Source organism: Exiguobacterium chiriqhucha RW-2 (assembly GCF_000416965.1).
Lineage (GTDB): Bacteria > Bacillota > Bacilli > Exiguobacteriales > Exiguobacteriaceae > Exiguobacterium > Exiguobacterium chiriqhucha.
On sequence record NZ_ATCL01000009.1, the window covers coordinates 139,612 to 158,755 of the forward strand.

The 19,144-nt window shown below is 53.4% G+C and carries 19 protein-coding genes; 15 read left to right on the forward strand and 4 right to left on the reverse strand.

Annotated elements, in window-relative coordinates:
* The first annotated feature begins 54 nt into the window (after positions 1-54).
* Positions 55-714 (forward strand): DUF429 domain-containing protein, encoded by a 660-nt coding sequence (locus M467_RS17965; protein ID WP_021065532.1) that lies wholly within the window; start codon positions 55-57, stop codon positions 712-714.
* Positions 715-718: 4 nt separating this feature from the next.
* On the opposite strand, the gene ytvI is transcribed toward M467_RS17965, so the two are convergent.
* Positions 719-1,846, reverse strand: coding sequence for a sporulation integral membrane protein YtvI (gene ytvI / locus M467_RS17970; protein WP_021065533.1), 1,128 nt, complete (start codon positions 1,844-1,846; stop codon positions 719-721).
* Between the two features lie 85 nt (positions 1,847-1,931).
* On the opposite strand from ytvI, the gene M467_RS17975 reads away from it, so the two are divergent.
* Together M467_RS17975 and M467_RS17980 are read left to right on the forward strand one after the other, a co-directional pair.
* Positions 1,932-2,720, forward strand: coding sequence for a MazG nucleotide pyrophosphohydrolase domain-containing protein (locus M467_RS17975; RefSeq protein WP_021065534.1), 789 nt, complete (start codon positions 1,932-1,934; stop codon positions 2,718-2,720).
* A 126-nt stretch (positions 2,721-2,846) separates the two neighbouring features.
* On the forward strand, positions 2,847-4,790 hold the full coding sequence (locus M467_RS17980) for an N-acetylmuramoyl-L-alanine amidase (RefSeq protein ID WP_021065535.1): 1,944 nt from the start codon (positions 2,847-2,849) through the stop codon (positions 4,788-4,790).
* Between the two features lie 54 nt (positions 4,791-4,844).
* Here M467_RS17980 and M467_RS17985 read toward each other — a convergent pair whose 3' ends face one another.
* Genes M467_RS17985 through M467_RS17995 form a run of 3 tightly spaced genes read right to left on the reverse strand, consistent with a single transcriptional unit; the run spans position 4,845 to position 8,645 of the window.
* The gene (locus M467_RS17985) at positions 4,845-5,885 is read right to left on the reverse strand and encodes a ribonucleotide-diphosphate reductase subunit beta (RefSeq protein WP_021065536.1); all 1,041 of its coding nucleotides are present in this window, start codon (positions 5,883-5,885) and stop codon (positions 4,845-4,847) included.
* Positions 5,842-6,348: a flavodoxin domain-containing protein gene (locus M467_RS17990; protein ID WP_021065537.1), complete on the reverse strand. Its 507-nt coding sequence runs from the start codon at positions 6,346-6,348 to the stop codon at positions 5,842-5,844. The genes M467_RS17985 and M467_RS17990 overlap by 44 nt, the downstream gene beginning before the upstream one ends.
* Before the next feature lie 29 nt (positions 6,349-6,377).
* Positions 6,378-8,645, reverse strand: a complete 2,268-nt coding sequence (locus M467_RS17995; RefSeq protein WP_021065538.1) for a ribonucleoside-diphosphate reductase subunit alpha — start codon at positions 8,643-8,645, stop codon at positions 6,378-6,380.
* A 509-nt stretch (positions 8,646-9,154) separates the two neighbouring features.
* Between M467_RS17995 and M467_RS18000 the strand changes: the two genes are divergently transcribed.
* The 12 genes from M467_RS18000 to M467_RS18055 all read left to right on the forward strand — a co-directional run bounded on the left by M467_RS18000 (position 9,155) and on the right by M467_RS18055 (position 19,110).
* Positions 9,155-9,388: a DUF1871 family protein gene (locus M467_RS18000; RefSeq protein WP_021065539.1), complete on the forward strand. Its 234-nt coding sequence runs from the start codon at positions 9,155-9,157 to the stop codon at positions 9,386-9,388.
* Positions 9,389-9,400: 12 nt separating this feature from the next.
* On the forward strand, positions 9,401-9,649 hold the full coding sequence (locus M467_RS18005; protein ID WP_021065540.1) for a NifU N-terminal domain-containing protein: 249 nt from the start codon (positions 9,401-9,403) through the stop codon (positions 9,647-9,649).
* Positions 9,646-10,446: a glycosyltransferase family 2 protein gene (locus M467_RS18010; protein WP_021065541.1), complete on the forward strand. Its 801-nt coding sequence runs from the start codon at positions 9,646-9,648 to the stop codon at positions 10,444-10,446. The genes M467_RS18005 and M467_RS18010 overlap by 4 nt, the downstream gene beginning before the upstream one ends.
* A gap of 3 nt (positions 10,447-10,449) precedes the next feature.
* Positions 10,450-10,944, forward strand: coding sequence for an Lrp/AsnC family transcriptional regulator (locus M467_RS18015; protein WP_021065542.1), 495 nt, complete (start codon positions 10,450-10,452; stop codon positions 10,942-10,944).
* Entirely contained in the window at positions 10,941-12,128 is a 1,188-nt protein-coding gene (locus M467_RS18020; RefSeq protein ID WP_021065543.1) for an aminotransferase, read from the forward strand. Before M467_RS18015 ends, M467_RS18020 begins: the two co-directional genes overlap by 4 nt.
* A gap of 58 nt (positions 12,129-12,186) precedes the next feature.
* Positions 12,187-13,431: a lysine N(6)-hydroxylase/L-ornithine N(5)-oxygenase family protein gene (locus M467_RS18025; protein WP_021065544.1), complete on the forward strand. Its 1,245-nt coding sequence runs from the start codon at positions 12,187-12,189 to the stop codon at positions 13,429-13,431.
* A gap of 194 nt (positions 13,432-13,625) precedes the next feature.
* Positions 13,626-14,018: a S1 domain-containing post-transcriptional regulator GSP13 gene (yugI, locus tag M467_RS18030; protein WP_016509788.1), complete on the forward strand. Its 393-nt coding sequence runs from the start codon at positions 13,626-13,628 to the stop codon at positions 14,016-14,018.
* 94 nt (positions 14,019-14,112) lie between these two features.
* A complete protein-coding gene (locus M467_RS18035) occupies positions 14,113-15,111 on the forward strand; it encodes a Gfo/Idh/MocA family protein (RefSeq protein WP_021065545.1) in 999 nt (332 codons plus the stop codon).
* Positions 15,112-15,179: 68 nt separating this feature from the next.
* Positions 15,180-16,343 (forward strand): iron-containing alcohol dehydrogenase, encoded by a 1,164-nt coding sequence (locus M467_RS18040; RefSeq protein ID WP_021065546.1) that lies wholly within the window; start codon positions 15,180-15,182, stop codon positions 16,341-16,343.
* A gap of 106 nt (positions 16,344-16,449) precedes the next feature.
* Positions 16,450-17,802, forward strand: a complete 1,353-nt coding sequence (locus M467_RS18045) for a glucose-6-phosphate isomerase (RefSeq protein WP_021065547.1) — start codon at positions 16,450-16,452, stop codon at positions 17,800-17,802.
* Between the two features lie 98 nt (positions 17,803-17,900).
* Complete coding sequence (ytkD, locus tag M467_RS18050) at positions 17,901-18,374, forward strand: RNA deprotection pyrophosphohydrolase (RefSeq protein ID WP_021065548.1); 474 nt, start codon at positions 17,901-17,903, stop codon at positions 18,372-18,374.
* Positions 18,355-19,110 (forward strand): alpha/beta hydrolase family protein, encoded by a 756-nt coding sequence (locus tag M467_RS18055; RefSeq protein ID WP_021065549.1) that lies wholly within the window; start codon positions 18,355-18,357, stop codon positions 19,108-19,110. The genes ytkD and M467_RS18055 overlap by 20 nt, the downstream gene beginning before the upstream one ends.
* The last annotated feature ends 34 nt before the right edge of the window (positions 19,111-19,144 follow it).

Genomic DNA, 19,144 nt, shown 5'->3' on the forward strand with positions numbered 1-19,144 from the left:
TGACCGTCTTATGCGCGGTGCTCGGAATATTGTTTTTGATGCAGGAGGGACGACGTGGTCGGAGTAGGAATTGATGGCGCGCGCGGGAGCTGGGTACGAATCACGTACGACAGCATCTCGCTCTGTTTGACCATCTCAGAAAAGTTGGAAGATTTATTGATTGAAGGGGCCGTCCATTTTGTCGACATGCCGAAAGACTTGGCGACGATTGATGCGCCGGACCGGTCGTGTGATGCCTGGATGCGGTCACAACTGAAGCAGCGGAAGTCGTCCATCTTCACGCCGCCGATTCAAGACGTGCTCATGGAGGCGTCCTATGCCGAGGCGAATGCAAAGAGCCGGGAACTGGTCGGAAAAGGGATCAGTAAACAGGCGTGGAACTTGGTGCCGCGTATCCGTGAGTTTCAAACGATCACGGATGCAGATGTCTACGAGTCGCATCCTGAAGTGTGTTTTGCCGTCATGACGGGAAACGAGGCGTCCTTCAGCAAGAAGACCGAGGCGGGAGAGCTTGAACGGATCGAGTTGTTGCGCCGTTATTCGAACAGCTCACCATGGAAATGGAAGATGTCGAACGTGCAAGTCGATGATATCATCGACGCCTGTATTTTGGCCGTTGCCGCCTATGAGGCGGGCACGACCGGGATGGTTACGCATCCGGACCAAACTGAAGGGGCACCGTTCGTGGCGGTACCGAAGACAAAAGAGCGATGACATGTCATCGCTCTTTTGGTGTCGTCGGCCCGATGACGAACTTCCACATATAGTGGAACACTTGGGCGTTATAGAGGGCTTTAAGCAGGACGGCCAATACCGGCCCTAAAATGAAGCCGAGTACCCCGAACAGCTGGAGTCCGACAAAAATCGAGATGAGGGCGGCGAGCGGGTCGAGGCCGATGTGAGAGCCGACGATTTTCGGTTCGGCCAGATTGCGTTGCACGATAACGACGATATAGAGGACGACGAGCCCGATCGCGAGGAACCATTCGCCCGTGACGGCGGCATAGGCGGCCCACGGCAATAACAGCGTCCCGACACCGAGGTACGGCAACAAGTCAAAGATGGCCGCGAGCAGGGCGAACGAGAACGGGTTGTCGACACGAAGGATGAACATGCCGATTAAGACGATTCCGAACGTGATCGAGATGAGCGTCAATTGCGCGCGGACGTAACCGAACAGCGCCGAGCGTAAATTCGTCATGACGAGCTCGAACTCCTTGAAGCCTTTTCGTTCATTCAAGCGAGCGATGGACTTCATATAGTCCGGCCAGTCTTTCGTGATGAAGAACCAGGCGAGCACGATGACGATGAACAAGAGCAAGACGAGCGGCAACGCGCTCAAGATGTCCTGCAACAAGCCGGCGACACCTCGGGACAAGACGCCGATCGCGGCGCCGAGTTGGACACCGATTTCGGTGATACCGCCTTCGAGCGAGTTCGCCTGTTCGGGGTTCAGCCGTTGGATGCTATCGTACGCATCGTTGACCAACGGGGCGAGTTTTTCATTGAATAGGCGTTGTATGTATTCGGTGAACGTTTCAATCTGGGCAGGCAGTTTTTCGGCGGCAATCGTCAAGTAGCGAATGAGTTGCGTCACGACGATGGCGATGATTCCGCTGACGACGCTCATGACAATCAACAAAGAAACGAGTGTGCCGAGGGCGCGTGGTAACTTGGTCTCACGCTCGATCCAATTGACGAGTGGGACCGTCAACAAGGATAACAAGAGAGCGAACACGAATGGATACGTGTACGTGAAGAGGACACTCAGTCCCCAGATGACGAAGACGAGGCCGATGATGACGAGCAGGAAACGAAGTAATTGCCATAGTCTGGCTGGCGACAAGATGCATAGCCCCTTTCTTAACAATTTGATTGAGCATAGTATACCACGCAGGCGGTAAATAAAGAGGATGGATAGGTGATTAAATATGAAGGAATTACAACGACGAATCGATCAAATGATTATTCATTTAGGTGGCTATTGGCGGCCACTATCGGGGTTGGCCCGACTGCTAGAAGAAGTCGGTGAAGTCGGCGGAGCATTGTATGCGAACGACCAATCGGCGCTACGGGAAGAACTGATGGACGTGTTCGTCATTTCGACGTGTCTGGCGAACCAGTACGCCATCACGCTTCAGCGTCAAGAGGCCGGAAATGGTCAGGAGGCGCAGGACAAGACGTACTATCGGCTCGTTCGTGAGGCCGGGGAAGTCGGACGGATTTTAAACGCCTATGAAGGGGACAAAAAACTGAAGGCGTCCGCGACGCCGGGTTCGTTGCAGCGACATATCGAGGCTGTCCAACGAGCGGTCCTCGACCTTGCGTCCCAAAACGACTTTGATTTATATGCAGCGATTGGCTCACTCATCGAAGACAAGTCATCCCGGGACTTCGGACGTTTCGACCATACCCCGGACCCGATCACGGAAGCGTCGGTCCGCGCCTACGTGGCGTATGTCGAAGGACGCTATTGGGGTGGAGTAGCGGCTAAACCTTTCGAGGAGGCGAGCCGATATAGAGAGCGAGAAGGGCATTTGACGCGATTTTTAAAAATTGCCGAAGTGGAAGGGCTTGATGGATTCGTGATCCGTCAGCCAGAGCCTCCGCTCCAAACAAACGGCTCGTTGACTGCAGCTTTCCAGCTCCCGGACTCTTTCGTGGTCGAGACCGAGCGGCATGGTGCCGATTCGTTCTTGATTGTTCGAAAACAAGGGTAAAAACATTCCCCTTTTTTGTAAAAAGTATTCATCGTTTTTTCAAATATTTACTTTTTTAATAAAAGCAATGTGCTACTATGAAGGTGTTGTCAGTTGCGATGCGCGTAGAAGAAAGGAATATTTTGGATGAATATGAAGCTTTTTAAACTTGCCCTCATCATGATTGTCTTGTTGTTTTCAATCCAAATACCGTCAGCTGAAGCGGCTACTTTGGAAGGAGAAACAACTGTCAATCTGAATGTGCGCGCTACACCGAGCACGAACGGGAAATTGATTCAAACGCTAAAAAAGGGAACAAAAGTAAAATATGGAACTTATAACAAAGAGTGGAGCAAAATATATTTAAACAGTCGTACGTATTATGCTTCAGCACAGTATATCAAGCGAATCGCTACACCATCTTCGACCGTAACGAAGCAAGCGGCCACTTCGACAGGCGTGACCACGGTCAACTTGAATATCCGTGTGTCCGCCCATAGCAAAGCGACTGTCTATCGGACGCTCAAAAAAGGCACGACCGTCCAATATGCGGTCCACAACTCGTCTTGGGCAAAAGTGTATATCGGCGGCAAAACGTATTATGCGGCCAAAGCATACATTGCCCCGAAAGTCGTCGCCTCGACACCGACCGTGACGAAAGAGGATGGTTATGCCAACCGATCGTTGAAGCTGTTCGGTGAACGAAATCAACGGTCGACCGTATTGAAGGTGCTTCCGGTCAAGTCGAAAGTCGTCTCGAGCAAGTACAACACGAGCTGGTCAATCGTCTATCTCGGCAATGAGACGTTCTTCACGCCGACCGCTTGGATTACGTCGGGAGCGCCAGCCACTCCTCCGGCGACGACAAAACCGCCAGTAGTGAAAACGGATGGTTACGCGAATCGTGAGTTGAAGCTGTTCGGTCAGCGCAATCAACGTTCAACGGTGTTGAAGGTATTGCCGATTAAGTCGAAGGTCGTCTCGAGCAAGTACAACACGAGCTGGTCGGTCGTCTATCTCGGGAACGAGACGTATTACACGCCGACAGTTGGGATCACGACGGGTGCGCCTCCGGTAGCAAAACCGCCGATAGCGAAGCCACCGGTCATTCAAAAAGTACAAGGCTATGCGAATCGGAATGCGAACCTCTACAAGAAAACGCTTCAGTCTTCACCGGTCGCTCGCGTATTGCCGAAGTATACGACCGTGACTTACAGTAAACATAATTCGAGCTGGTCGGTCGTCTATATCGGAACGGAGACGTTCTATACGCCAACGTCTTGGCTGACGGCTGGAAAGGCCCCGGCCGCCCCTGCGGCCACGCCGAAAGGGAAAGTGTACACGAATACACCAGGAGACGTGTTGAACGTTCGGGCGAGCGCTTCGGCGAGCTCGGCGGTTCTCGGTCGCCTCGCGCACGGGACTCAAGTCGACCATTACGGTTCGGCGAACGGTTTCTATAAAATCAAGTACAATGGCCGCGATGGCTACATCTCAACGGCTTACGCGATGACGCTTAAACCGAATGCAACGAGTGGCGCCGTCATCGTCCTCGATGCGGGCCATGGAGGCGGTGACCCGGGAGCGGTCAATGGATCACTCTATGAGAAGACGATCGTCCTCGACGTGACGAAGCGGGTCGAGACGTATCTTCGGTCGAAATATGGATATCAAGTCCGGTTAACGCGCTCGACGGACGTCTATTTGACGCTCGATCAACGCGTTCAGACCGCTAAGACACTTCGCGGCAACTTGTTCGTCAGCTTGCATACAAACGCAGCGACGACGCCTGCGGCCAAAGGGGTCGAAACATTCTATTCGTCTTATTCGGCCCATAGCGCCAAGAGCCGTGTCCTGGCGACGAATATCCAATCCAACTTGATGGGGAAAATGTCCGGGATGACGAACCGTGGCGTCAAGACGGCCAACTATTATGTCATCAGTTATAATACGATGCCATCGGCCCTCGTCGAACTCGGCTTCATTTCATCTCCGCAAGACGTCACACATTTACGAAATAACACCTCACGTCAACGGATGGCGGAAGGTGTCGCAGAAGGAATTGCCCAATACGTACGCGCTTATCATTAAGCTTCATCCATTATAAAAATCCCCCGACTCACGATGAGTCGGGGGATTTTGTGCTTACAGGTCGTCGAAGCCGTTGGCGTCGGTGACTTTCGCGTACGAACGTGATTTTTGTTCGAAGAAGTCTGACTTGGTCGCGTTCAATGAATCATCTGAATAAGCGCGAATCCAAGGCATGACATCCTCATTGAACCCTTCATACAGATCGTTCAAGCCGATGACACGGAGACGCTTGTTGGCGAGATATTTGACGTAGTCGCGCATCTCGCTGACGTCGAGTCCATCGAGATCACGCAACACATACTCACACCATTCGATTTCAAGGTCGACGGCTTCCGCCATCGTGTCGTAGACGAACTGACTGAAGCTACCGTCCGCGTCAATCTCCGGATTTTCCGTCAAGACGGCCCGGAGCAACTGGCTGACGAAATAGGAGTGCTGCATCTCGTCGCGCTGGATGTAACTGATCATCGTCGACGTGCCGACCATCTTCTGATGGCGCGCCAAGTTATAGAAGTAGGCGAAACCGGAATAGAAGTTGATGCCTTCGAGAATGATTGAGGCGACGAGCGATTTGGCAAACGTCTCGGCCGTTTGATCGGCGCGGAAGTCCTCATATAAGTCCAAGATGAATTGATTGCGTTTCATGACCATCTCATCGTCCTTGGCGATATCGAAAATACGATTTTGTTCGCTGAGCGGGACGAGGCTCGAGAGGACGTAGCTATACGATTGGTTATGCACGACTTCTTGTTGGGCGATGACGGCGAGCACGGCGTGCACCGACGAGTCGGATGAGAACATTGATGACTCGAGGATGTAACGCGTCTGCACCGAGTCAAGGATTGACAGCAGACCGATGATGCGTTTGAAGGCATCCTGCTCGCGCTCCGTCAACTGTGGCCATTGCTGCATGTCTTTGGACATCGAAATCTCATCCGGGATCCAAAAGTTCGAGAGCAGTTGCTTATAGATGGTATAAAACTGTGGATAGGCGATGTCGTTCCAATTCACGATGGAACTCGTCTCGCCCCCGATAATGGCTGTCGCCCGGTTAGGATGTTTGGGCGACAGTAGTTTGATCTTTTGAATGTTCATGGACATATACTCCTTCTTCGGCGTTTCTAGCCAACCGTTCGGCCCAATGACGGACGTTGTACGGTTGATTGCGCGGTGATTGCTCGATTTTCAACGTTTCACCGGCGAGGGGGATCCCGTATTTCGAAAGGTGGTACGCCATCTCATCGACCGCTCGACAGAAGTGGACGAACATCTTGTCCCCGGTCCCGAATACGGCGGCTTGGCGAAGCGGCACGTCGAGCTCTTTCAAGACGAGCCGGAACGTGTCTTTCATCTCGTCCGGCAAGACGCCGTCGGCCCACGTGTACGATCCGAAATAGACGAGGTCGTACGTGGCGAGCGATCGGGCTTCGCGATGGCCGATGCGGTCCGCCTCGAACAAGACGACGCGGTCGCCCCGATTAACGTGGCTTTCCTGAATCAGCTCGGCGACTTCTTCTGTATTCCCACTCATGGAACTATAGACGATGGCGATGTGCATGGTTGTTCCCACCTTTCTGTTACGTGACGTTATGAAGCACACGATTCACATTCGTCGACTTCAACAGTCGTCGAACGCGTGTAGTAGATTGATTTCATTCCGAGCGACCACGCCTCGAGGTGCATCGAGAGGAGTTCGGTCGCTTTGACGTCGTTTTTGACGTACAGGTTGAAGCTGATTGCTTGGTCGATGTGACGCTGGCGCGCCGCGTTTTGACGGATGCTCCAGAGTTGGTCGACTTCGAACGCTGATTTATAGAACCAGTTCGTCTCCGAGTTGAGGTCAGGGACCGTCACCGGAATCTTATAGTTTTTCTTCTCTTCCGAGTAGACCTTCTTATAGACCGGGTCGATTGACGCGGTGCTGCCAGCGATGATGGCCGTCGACGAGTTCGGAGCGACCGCCATCATATAGGCGTTGCGGACACCGTTTTGATGGACCGCTGCGGCGAGACCGTCCCAATCGAGTTCGTCGTGTGAGCGATAGTTGCGGCGCTTGAAGTACTCACCCGTGTGCCATTCCGATCCTTCGAAGACCCCGAACGCGCCTTTTTCTTTGGCGAGTTCCATCGAGGCTTGAATCGTCAAGTAGGCGATTTTCTCGTACAGCTTCTCCGCGTATTGGACGGCATCGACCGATTCCCAACGGATGCCTTCAAGTGCGAGCAAGTGATGCCAGCCGAACGTACCGAGTCCGACGGCGCGGTATTTCTGGTTCGTGATCATCGCTTGTGGCACTTCGATCGTGTTCAAGTCGATGACGTTATCGAGCATCCGCATTTGAATCGGGATGAGTCGCTCGAGGACGTCCGATTTGACGGCCCGGGCGAGGGCGATTGAGCTCAAGTTACAGACGACGAAGTCACCAGGGGTCTTCGTAATGACGATTTTTCCGTCTTCCGTGTACTCTTCATCGATTGTCGTCGGCGACATGTTTTGCGCGATCTCTGAGCAGAGGTTCGAGCTGTAAATCATGCCGGCGTGTTTGTTCGGGTTGGCGCGGTTCACGGCGTCGCGGAAGAACATGTAAGGAGTTCCTGTCTCGAGCTGTGAGCGCATATACCGTTTGACGAGGTCGATGGCCGGTACCGTGACGCGAGTCAGTTCAGGCGTATTGACGCACGCCATATATTTCTCCGTGAATGAACCGCCGTTCTCTGTCTCATCATAGAAGTCTTCGAGGCTGAAGCCCATGACCGTCCGGATCTCGTGCGGGTCGAACAAGTGCCAGTCACCGCGGGCTTCGACCGTACGCATGAACAAGTCTGGCAAACAGACGCCCGTGAACAAATCGTGGGTCCGGAGACGCTCGTCCCCGTTATTCAATTTCGCATCGAGGAACTCGAAGATGTCCTTATGCCAAATGTCGAGGTAGACGGCAATCGAGCCTTGACGCATGCCGAGCTGGTCGACCGAGACGGCCGTGTTGTTCAACTGTTTCATCCAAGGGAGCGCGCCGCTCGAGACACCTTTGAAGCCTTTGATGTCACTGCCGCGTGAGCGGATCTTGCCGAGATAGACGCCGATCCCGCCGCCGCCTTTCGAGAGCGTGGCCACGTCCGTGTTCGAATCGTAGATGCCGCGGAGTGAGTCATCGACCGTATCGATGAAGCATGAGCTGAGCTGCCCGTACGATTTCCCGGCGTTCGAGAGCGTCGGTGTGGCAACCGTCATATAGAGATTCGAGAGTGCCCAGTACGCTTCTTCGACGAGTTTGACGCGCTGGTCGGCATTCTCCTTTTGCATGAGCGTCATGGCGATGACCATGAACCGCTCTTGCGGTAACTCGTATAGGTTCTTGACATGGTCACGGCCGAGATAACGGTCCGACAACGTCCGGAGACCGATGTAAGTGAACATGCGGTCGCGTGACGGGTCAATCAACGTCTCCAAGTAGGCAATGTCTTCTTTTGAGTACGTATCGAGTAGGGCCGACGTGAAGATGCCTTTTGTCGTGAGCGTCTCAATCATCGGATAGAGCGCACCGTAACGCATCGAGGCGTCATAGCCACGGTTTCGTGCCGCTTCTAAATAGAGGCGGTTTAAGTACATCTCAGTGGCAACGAACGTCCAGTCCGGCTCTTCTGCCTGCAACATGTCGAGGGCGTGCATCGTCAAGAGTTCATATACTACATCTTGTGTCAGTGTCTTTCCTTCGAGCGCCCGAATGGCCCGTTCTTCATATCGTTCAACACTGAGTTGTGGGTAGCGTTGTTTAAGGGATTGGATCAATGTCGAGACGTCAGCGAGCGTTGGCGTCGCAGCCAACAGCGTCTCGTGGTGGATAGGGGATGTCAAAACGATCACTCCTTCTTCGGATGTAGATATTATAAAGGTATAGCGGAACTTGTCCGATACGACGTCAATGTGAGCGGAACGTGATAAATATCCGTTAACTATATATTGACGTTTTCTTGTCTTTTTAATCATAAATCACCTATATTTAGTTTTGCAATCTTAACATTCGGCAAACTGCAGACGCTTGAATTACTTTTACTCAAAAACGGCGCTGTCATCCGATTTGAGATGAGATTTGAGATAGAAAAAAGTTTGAGCGACGGTTAAACGACAGCACATTCATTTTTATGTAAGCGGTCAATCGAGAAGCGAACGACCTCATTCGGCAGTCGCCTTCGTTGTTTTTTGAGAAAATCCTGCTTCTTTTCACTGTTGATTCATTACTATATATAGTGGTCGCTTGTTTTTGAAAACGAGGGAAAATCGAACGCTCACTAGCATCGGATTGAAAAGTGAGGTAGATTGAGGGAGTACGATTTGAAATCAAGGTAAAAAGAAGGGTTTAACAAATGAGAGCAGAAGACTTATTATTAGCATGGGACCCACTCGGTTACGGGCTTGGGTCGTATGGACCAGAGTTTGATGATATCGCCTTGGCGCTCATCCACATCGACACGATCGATGAGTTGGATGAAACGATTCGCCGGATTTTGACAGACGCGTTCGGCGACTGTCCGACCGAATCGGAAACACGGGCCATGGCGGCACACTTACTCGCGTCTTCAGAATCTTGTCACTTATAAGGGGGAACCACGATGTTACGTATCGATCCAACACCGAATCCAAATGCAATGAAAATCACACTTCCTGAGAACGTCTTCGGCGCGAAAAGCCAAAGCGTAAAAGCTGGCGAAGAGACGGACCAACCGCTTCTCGCGAAACTCGTCGCCATCGAAGGCGTGGAGAGCGTATTCGCCTATGGCGATTTCGTCACGGTATCAAAAGAGAATGGCGTGAGCTGGGAAACAATCTTGCCACACGTCGAAACTGCTTACCGCGGATGAACCCGCTCGTTTCCATCGTCATCCCGGTCTATTCACGGGAGACAGAATTGACCGAACTGCTGGAAAGCCTGGTCGTCCAGACGTTTCAACAGTTCGAAGTACTTGTAATCAATAATGACGGGCCGCCAAAACAGCATCTTTTGGCGCCTTTTTTGAATCGATTGTCGATTCGTTATATCGAACTTGGCGAGAACCATCACGTCAAAGCCCGCAATCTCGGCGTGCAAGAGGCGAACGGCGAGTATGTCTTGTTGCTCGACGATGACGATCTGCTCATGCCGACACATCTCGAGCAGGCGCTCGAGGACATCCGCGCGGCCGACCTCGTCTTCACGGATGCGGAACTGTTCCGCTTCATATGGGAAGACGGACGCCGACGCGTCACCGACTGGGAGGCGTTCGCCTACGACCTCGATTTGGAACGACTCCGTCAAGACTCGACGTTCATCCCGTCCGGCACGCTGTATCGAAAACAGCTCCACGAGACGATTGGACCGTTCGACGAGGATGTCTATAACTACTGGGACTGGGATTTCATTCTACGTGTCAGCGAAGTCGGGACGATTCGGCATCCCGCGCGCGCGACCGTGCTATACGCGTTCAACGGCACGGACAATCTGTCGGCCAAACAAGATGAGACGCGTCGTCGTTACTTTGATCGGTTCTGTCACAAGCACGGCCTCGTCAATATGGAGATGAAAAACTTCCATATCGTTCAAGCCGAGCGACGGGACTACGTGAGACAGACAGAGAGAACGTTCACAGGGGCGTTCCCCGGTAGAACGGAAGGAGAATAAATTATGTACACATCGAAAGAATTAGAACTGCTCGAGTTGCTAGAAGAGAAAGGCTACCTCGAGACGAAATTGTTGGCGAACTTGCTGGCGACAGACGAGGCGACCGTTGAGGCGATGCTCGAGAAGTTCAAGGCGGACGGAATTTTGCTCGGTTTCCGGGCGATGGTCAACTGGCAAAAAATCAATCGGCACGACGTCACGGCGTTCATCGACGTCAAAGTCACACCGAAACGTGGCCGCGGCTTCGACGAGGTCGCCGAGCGGATTTATCGCTTCCCTGAAGTGACGGCGCTCTATTTAATGTCAGGGGCTTACGATTTGCAAGTCGTCATTCGGGCGAACTCACTTCAAGACGTCGCGTCGTTCGTGTCGGATAAACTGTCACCGCTCGATTCGGTCGTCTCGACGACGACGCACTTCAAATTGAAGACGTATAAACACGATGGCATCTTGTTCACCCCACAAGTCGAAGACAAACGGTTGAACATCACGCCATGAAGTCACTATCTCAACAAGTCGTCTCGATGAAGCCGTCCGGCATCCGCCGATTCTTCGATTTGGCACAAACGATGGAAAATGTCGTCTCTCTCGGGGTGGGGGAGCCAGATTTCATCACGCCATGGAATGTGCGCGAGGCGAGCTATGCGGCGCTCGAGCAAGGTTATACGGCTTATAGCGCCAACGCAGGACTCCTCGAATTGCGACAAGAAATCGCGAGTTATATGACGGACCGCTTCGGGGCGACGTATGATCCGGCGACGGAATTGATTGTCACGACGGGCGCCTCGCAAGCGCTCGATATCGCGTTCCGGGCGCTGCTCAACCCGGGTGACGAGGTCATCGTCGTCGAGCCGGCCTTCGTCTCGTACGGACCGCTCATCGAACTCGCCGGCGGGACGGTCGTTCCTGTCGCCTGTCGTCCGGAGAACGGGTTCCGTTTGAACCGGGACGATGTCGAGGCGGCCATCACCGAACGGACGAAGGCGATGCTCCTCTGTTTCCCATCGAATCCGACCGGGGCCACGATGACGGGCGAAGAGCTCACCGAAATTGCGGAACTCGCGACGAAACACGATCTCTGGGTCGTCAGCGATGAGATTTATGCCGAGCTGTCTTACGATGAGCCGTTCACGAGTTTCGCGACGCTCCACGATATGCGCGAGCGGACGATTGTCGTCAACGGGTTCTCGAAGGCGTTCGCGATGACGGGCTGGCGGCTCGGGTTCACATGCGCGCCGGAAGTCGTGACGCGAGAGATGCTCAAAGTCCATCAATACGGCATGATGTGTGCCCCGACACTCGTCCAATTCGGCGGTCTCGAGGCGCTCCGTAGTCGCGACCAACATGTACCGAAGATGGTGAAGAGCTATCGACAGCGCCGTAACTACTTCATCCAGGCCCTCAATGACGCCGGATTACCGACGCACGTGCCGGGAGGCGCGTTCTATGCCTTCCCGTCAATCCGTCACACGGGCTTGACGAGCGAAGAGTTCGCCGAGCGTCTCTTGCTCGAGGAACGGGTCGCGGTCGTACCGGGCAACGCGTTCGGTGCGAGTGGCGAAGGTTTCGTCCGTGCCAGTTACGCGACGTCGGTCGAACAGTTACAAGAAGCGATTCGTCGCATCGATCGGTTTATGAAACAGTTCGAGGTGACGACGACAACAACAGACTCTCAGCGATGAGGGTCTGTTTACGTTTTAGCGGTATAATAGGTGGGAAAAGACGAGCGAGGTGAAGCCAATGGAACAAGTGGATTTTGTAGCGATCGGCTGTGGGCCGTACAATCTCGGATTGATGGCGCTCAGTGAAGCGACGTCATTGAAGGGTGTCTGTTTTGAGGAACGGGACGACTTCAAGTGGCACGAAGGCATGCTGCTCGAGTCGGCGACGATGCAGACGCATTACTTATATGATCTCGTGACGCTTGCCGATCCGACGAACCGTCACAGTTATTTGAACTATTTGAAACAGAACGGCCGCTTGCAGACATTCATCGTCCAGGAGAGCCCGACAATTCCCCGGACGGAGTTCAACCGGTATTTACAATCGGTCGCCGCCTCGCTCGACACGATCAAGTTCTCACACCGGGTCACCGATGTCCGTCCGGCGGCGGATGGGTTTCTCGTCACGGTCGAGACACCGGATGGGGAAACGGTGCTGTCGTCACGTCACGTCGTCATTGGTACGGGAGCAGAACCGCTTGTCCCAGACGCCTTCCAAGATGTCGTCCATACGAGTTCGTATCGGATGGAGCGGGAGCGCTTGCTTGAAACCGATCGCATCGTCATCATCGGTAGCGGTCAAAGCGCGGCTGAAGTGTATCTCGACTTATTGACCCGGTCCGATAAAATGCGCCAACGCATCGATTGGGTGACGCGCTCGGATGTGTTCGAATCACTAGAGAGCGGTAAGCTCGGCGAGGAAATTTTCAGCTTGCCGTATGTCGACTATTTCAATCAATTGCCCTATGCGGAGCGGGAGCAGCTCGGGAAAGCGTTCGAGCGGTTCCGGAACGGGGTCAATCCTGAGACGCTTCGGGCGATTTATGGATTTTTGTATCATCGGACGGCGGACGGAAGTGATCAAGCGACGAACCTGTACACGCAGATTGAAATCGAGCACATCGCACACGAAATCGTTTATACTGTCGAAGGGACGCAACAATATACGGGGCAATCGTTTACGGGTGAATATGATGCGGTCGTGGCGGCGACCGGATATCGACCGCGCATCCCGACATGGGTCGAACGGTTCGACATCGAATGGGAGGCGGACCAGCAGTGGCGCGTCAACAATCGCTATCAGATTGCGACGAAGACGACATTGGCGGGAAGTTTATTTACCCATACGAATTTAGAACATTCGCACGGTCCGGCGGCGACGAATTTGGGGATGGCAGTGTATCGAAACGCGATCATGTTGAATGAAATGATGGGGGAAACGGTGTTCGATGTGGCCGCTCAGCAACCGTTTACAAGTTTTTGAACAAAAAAAGGGCTAGGCGTTAGCCTAGCGGAATCAGGGGGGAATACTTGAAGTCTTGCTTGATTTGTATTTACCCGACCCGTCGACTTTGAAACACAAAAACAATCCCAAATAATCTTTTTTACTAATTTGTACACTTTATCGAAAAAAGTATGTTATAGTAAGTTGATGAATTTAGCATAGGAGTGTTTGTAATGGCAAAATACGAAAAAGATCAAGTTTTAAAAGGTAAAGTAACAGGAATCCAACCTTTCGGTGCGTTCGTCGCACTCGACGACGAGACTCAAGGTCTTGTCCACATCTCTGAAATCTCACACGACTACGTGAAAGACGTGAACGAGTACGTTCAAGTCGGTCAAGAAGTTGAAGTGAAAATTCTTGATGTTGATGAAGCATCTAAGAAAATCAAGCTTTCAATGAAAGCAACACAAGAAGCTCCAAAACGCGAGAAGTCGGCTAAGCCAGCTCGTCGTGGCGCACCACGCCGCAACGAAGCTTCAAACTTCAAGCAAGAAGAAGCACCAGGCTTCACTGTCCTCAAGGACAAGCTCGAAGACTGGATCAAAAACACGAACTTCAAAAAGTAAGTGATTGAGACGACCTGCCCTGTGCAGGTCGTCTTTTTTTTGTACAGGAAATGTCCCACACGTTCACGAACAGTACAGAAAAGGAGTGAGGACCATGAAAATCGGAATCATCGGTACGGGCGGGATTGCCAAGACCGCCCACATCCCGCAATATATCGCAGCAGGCGCAGACGTCGTCGCCGTCATGAATCGGACACGCGAACGCGGGGAGGCGGTGGCGAAGCAGTTCGGAATCGAACGGGTGTACGAGACGGTCGAGGAGATGCTCGCCGAAGAAACACTCGATGCGGTCAGCATCTGTACACCGAACGCCTTACATAAACAACAAGTCATTGCCGCACTCGAGGCCGGCTGTCACGTCCTCTGCGAGAAACCGCCGGCCATCTCGGCTTACGAGGCGAACGAGATGCTAGAAGCGGCCAGACGAGCTGAGCGAACCCTTCATTATGGCTTCCATTACCGGCATCGGTCGGATACCCAACTATTGAAGCGGATGATCGAGGCGGGTGAACTCGGACACATCTATGCCGCGACCGCGCTCGCCCTTCGGCGCCGTGGCATCCCGGGATGGGGCGTGTTCACGAATAAAGAGTTGCAGGGCGGCGGCGCACTGCTCGATATCGGGGTGCATATGCTCGACCTTGCCCTCTATTTGATGGATTATCCGAAGCCGGTCGATGTGGTCGGTCACGTCGGTCAATATCTCGGAACACGACCTGGTGTCGGGCTGATGGGCGATTGGGACGCGGACGCGTTTTCGGTCGAAGACACGGCGCGGGCGATGGTCACGTTCGATAATGGGGCATCCTTGTTCTTAGACGCGAGTTTCATGGCCAACGTCGACGCGGCGGACACGATGCGGGTCGAACTGCGTGGGACGAACGGTGGCGCGTCGCTGTTCCCACTCGTCATCCATACGGAAGAGCACGGGGCGTTGTTCGATAAGACACCGGCTCACCTCGCGCTCGAAGACCCGTATGCGAGACAGATTCACACGTTTCTCGAGGCGTGTCGTCAGGAGCCGTCGTACCAGCAAGCGGAACAGGCGGTGACGCTCCATACAATCATCGACCGCATCTACGCTCAGGCCTGATTGCTTTTCAATCACAAAAAACAGGGTATATAGTGTAGGTGTTACATATTTTCGAAGGAGGATGAATTATGCACAACTTTGAATACAAAAACCCGACGAAACTTATTTTCGGGACTCATCAAATCGAAAAACTCGCGAGCGAGTTACAGGCGCTTGACGCCAAGAAAGTGATGCTCGTCTATGGAGGCGGGAGCATCAAAAAGAACGGCACGTACGAAGAAGTCGTGGCCGAGTTAAACAATGCTGGGATCGATTACGTCGACTTCTCAGGCGTCGAGCCGAACCCGCGCATCGAGACGGTACGTCGCGCGGTCAAACAAGCACGCGAAGAGAACATCGACGCGTTGCTCGCGGTTGGCGGTGGTTCGGTCATCGATTGTACGAAACTCATCTCGGCGGCCATCCCGTATGAAGGCGATGCTTGGGATATCGTGCTTCGCGACCACATCCCGACAGAAGCGGTCCCGTTCGGTACGGTGCTCACGCTAGCGGCGACTGGTTCTGAAATGAACTCGGGCTCGGTCATCACGAACTGGGAGACGCAAGAGAAATATGGTTGGGGTCACCCGCTCGTCTATCCGACGTTCTCGATTCTCGATCCGCGTTATACGGTATCGGTACCGAAAGATCAAACGATTTACGGTATCGTCGACATGATGAGCCATTGTTTCGAGCAATACTTCCACCCGAACCATGCGCCGGTCCAAGAGCGTATGACGGAAGGTGTGTTGAAAGCGGTCGTCGAATCGGCACCGAAACTCGTCAATGACTTGGAGAACGTCGACTTGCGCGCCATCATCTTGTTCGCCGGAACAATCGCCTTGAACGGTGTGCTCCAAATGGGCGCCTCGGGCGACTGGGCGTCACACAACATCGAGCATGCGGTCTCGGCTGTCCATGACATTCCACACGCAGGCGGACTCGCAATCTTGTTCCCGCGCTGGATGGAGCATGTGCTTGAAGAAGACAACGCTGCTCGATTTGCACGCCTCGGGACGGAAGTGTTCAACGTTGAACCGGCCAGTAACGATCTTGAGACGGCGAAACGGACGATTGCAGCTGTCCGCGCCTTCTTCGACGAGCTCGGTGCACCAAGCTCACTCCGTGACTATGACATCGATGAATCGACATTTGACGCCATCCTCGACTCGGCGATGAAACGAGGCGCATTCGGTCGCTTCCGTACGCTCGAACGTGAAGACGTCGCAGCGATTCTTGAACTGAGCAAATAAGGCGATTTCATGCCTATTTTGCAATAATGATTGAACGAATCCGACGTTTCCGTTTATGATGGGTCATGTATGGCTCTTCAATGAGCGATTTAAAGGAGGAAATGACATGTCAACAGTACGTTTCGATTATTCAAACGCCCTGTCTTTCGTCGGGGAACATGAAGTCGATCAATTGCAAGAAACCGTGAAAGCAATGCATTCGGTCATTCATGACCGCAGTGGGGCAGGTAGCGATTTCCTTGGGTGGGTCGACCTTCCAACAAACTACGATACGGATGAGTTTGCTCGCATCAAAGCGGCTGCGGAACGAATCCGTGAAAATTCGGACGTCCTCGTCGTCGTCGGAATCGGTGGATCATACCTCGGCGCACGCGCGGCAATCGAGATGCTCCAACATTCATTCTTCAACGTGTTATCTAAGGAAGAACGCAACGCACCACAAGTCTTCTTCGCCGGCCACAACATCTCGTCGACATACTTGACGGAGTTGCTCCAAGTGCTCGAAGGCAAGGACGTCTCAGTCAACGTCATCTCGAAATCGGGAACGACGACTGAACCGGCCATCGCGTTCCGTGTCCTCAAACAGTTCATGGAAGACAAGTATGGTCAAGATGGCGCACGTGAACGCATTTATGCGACGACAGACCGTGCCCGTGGCGCCTTGAAGACGCTCGCGGATGCAGAAGGCTACGAGACGTTCGTGATTCCAGATGACGTTGGAGGTCGTTTCTCGGTGCTCACACCGGTCGGACTCCTTCCGATCGCGGCAGCAGGCATCGACATCGACGCCCTCATGGAAGGTGCACGCGATGCCCAAACGGCTTACTCGTCTCCGAACTTGGTGGACAACGAAGCGTACCAGTACGCGGTCGTCCGTAACGCTTTATATGCGAAAGGCAAGTCGATCGAGTTGCTCGTCAACTACGAACCAGCCTTGCATTACGTATCGGAGTGGTGGAAACAGCTTTATGGCGAGTCAGAAGGGAAAGACAACAAAGGGATTTTCCCGGCGGCAGTCGACTTCTCGACGGATCTCCACTCGATGGGACAATACATTCAGGAAGGTCGTCGTGACTTGTTCGAGACGGTTATCCGTGTCACGAACGTCCGTCACGCGATGAACGTGCCGGAAGATTCACAAGACCTCGATGGCTTGAACTTCCTCGCTGGTGAGACGATTCAATTCGTCAACGACAAGGCAGCTGAAGGAACACTCCTCGCCCACACGGACGGAGAAGTCCCGAACCTCGTCGTCGAATTGCCAGAGATGACGCCGTACCACCTCGGTTACTTGTTCTACTTCTTCGAGAAGGCATGCGCGATGAGCGGATACATCCTCGGAGTGAATCCGTTCAACCAACCAGGCGTTGAAGCGTATAAAGCGAACATGTTCGCGTTGCTTGGAAAACCAGGTTACGAAGAGCAAAAAGCTGAGCTTGAAAAGCGCTTGAACCAATAATTTTGAGTAGGTCCGCTCCGGCGGGCCTATTTTTTTGTTTGAAACTAGTGGAAGACAAGGTAAAGTGAGAGTAGACAGGGGAAAGAAAGGGATGGACTATGTTGACATTCACGGACTACTATCACAATAAAGTCGAGTTGAGCTTTGCGCACTATCCATTTTCGGATACACCGCTCCACGTCTGGGTCGTCGCTCGCTTTGAAAATCAATGGGTGCTGACGAAGCACAAGCAGCGCGGGCTCGAGTTTCCGGGTGGGAAAGTCGAACCCGGCGAACACGAGGATGACGCCGCGATTCGGGAAGTGTATGAAGAGACGGGCGGTGTCGTGAAGACGCTCCATTATCTCGGCCAATATCGCGTGCTTGGGCGTGGCGACACGGTTATTAAAAATATTTATTTCGCCGAAATCGAACGTTTCGACGATCATCCGGCGGTCGACGAGACCGATGGGGCCGTCCTTATGAAGGAATTGCCGACGAATCTGCTCCGGAACAATCGGTACAGCTTCATGATGAAAGACCGGGTGCTCCCGGAAACGATGAAGGTGCTCTATGAAAAACAATTGGTTTGACAAGGTCGAGGTCCTGCCGCCGTACGCCGGTTATCCGGTCCATCGTGGCTGGTATGCGACGCGTGACGGTGAGGACGTCGTCGCCTATACGATCACACCGAAACGGCCGAACGGACATGTCCTGTTCTATCTGCGCGGCGGAACAGGACGCATCGGGGATGTGCGTTTGCCCCGGTTGATGCAGTTCGCTGCCAAAGGTTTTCACGTCGTGGCGCCCGTTTACCGGGGTAACCATGGCGGGAGCGGGAAAGAGGACTTCGGCGGCGCCGATCTAGAGGACGTCCTGTCTCTCTACGATCGCGTCCGTCGAACGGATACGTTCATTCATGCCCTTGGTTTCTCGCGCGGGGGCATGATGGCGTTGTCGCTCGCCGCGGAACGACCGCTCACGTCCGTCACGTCATGGGCGGGTGTGACCAATCTCGAGTGGACATATGAAGAACAGCGTTCGATGCGGAAGATGTTGCGCCGTATGACCGGGGGCGACCCGGAAGCGGCCCGTGCCGCTTATGTTGAGCGCTCGCCGCTCTACAAGGAATGGGATGCACCGACGTTGTTGATTCACGGCACCGATGATGAACAAGTCCGCCTCCGCCATGCGACGGCGGTCGCGGAACGGATGGGGGAGCGGGCCGAACTTTGGGTCGTCCCATTCGCCCATCAACTCCCGTTTTGGGAAAAATGGAAGACGACCGATGCGGCGATGGAATGGATGCTCGCCAACTCAAAAAAATGAGACGACTGCCGAATCGGCAATCGTCTCATTTTTC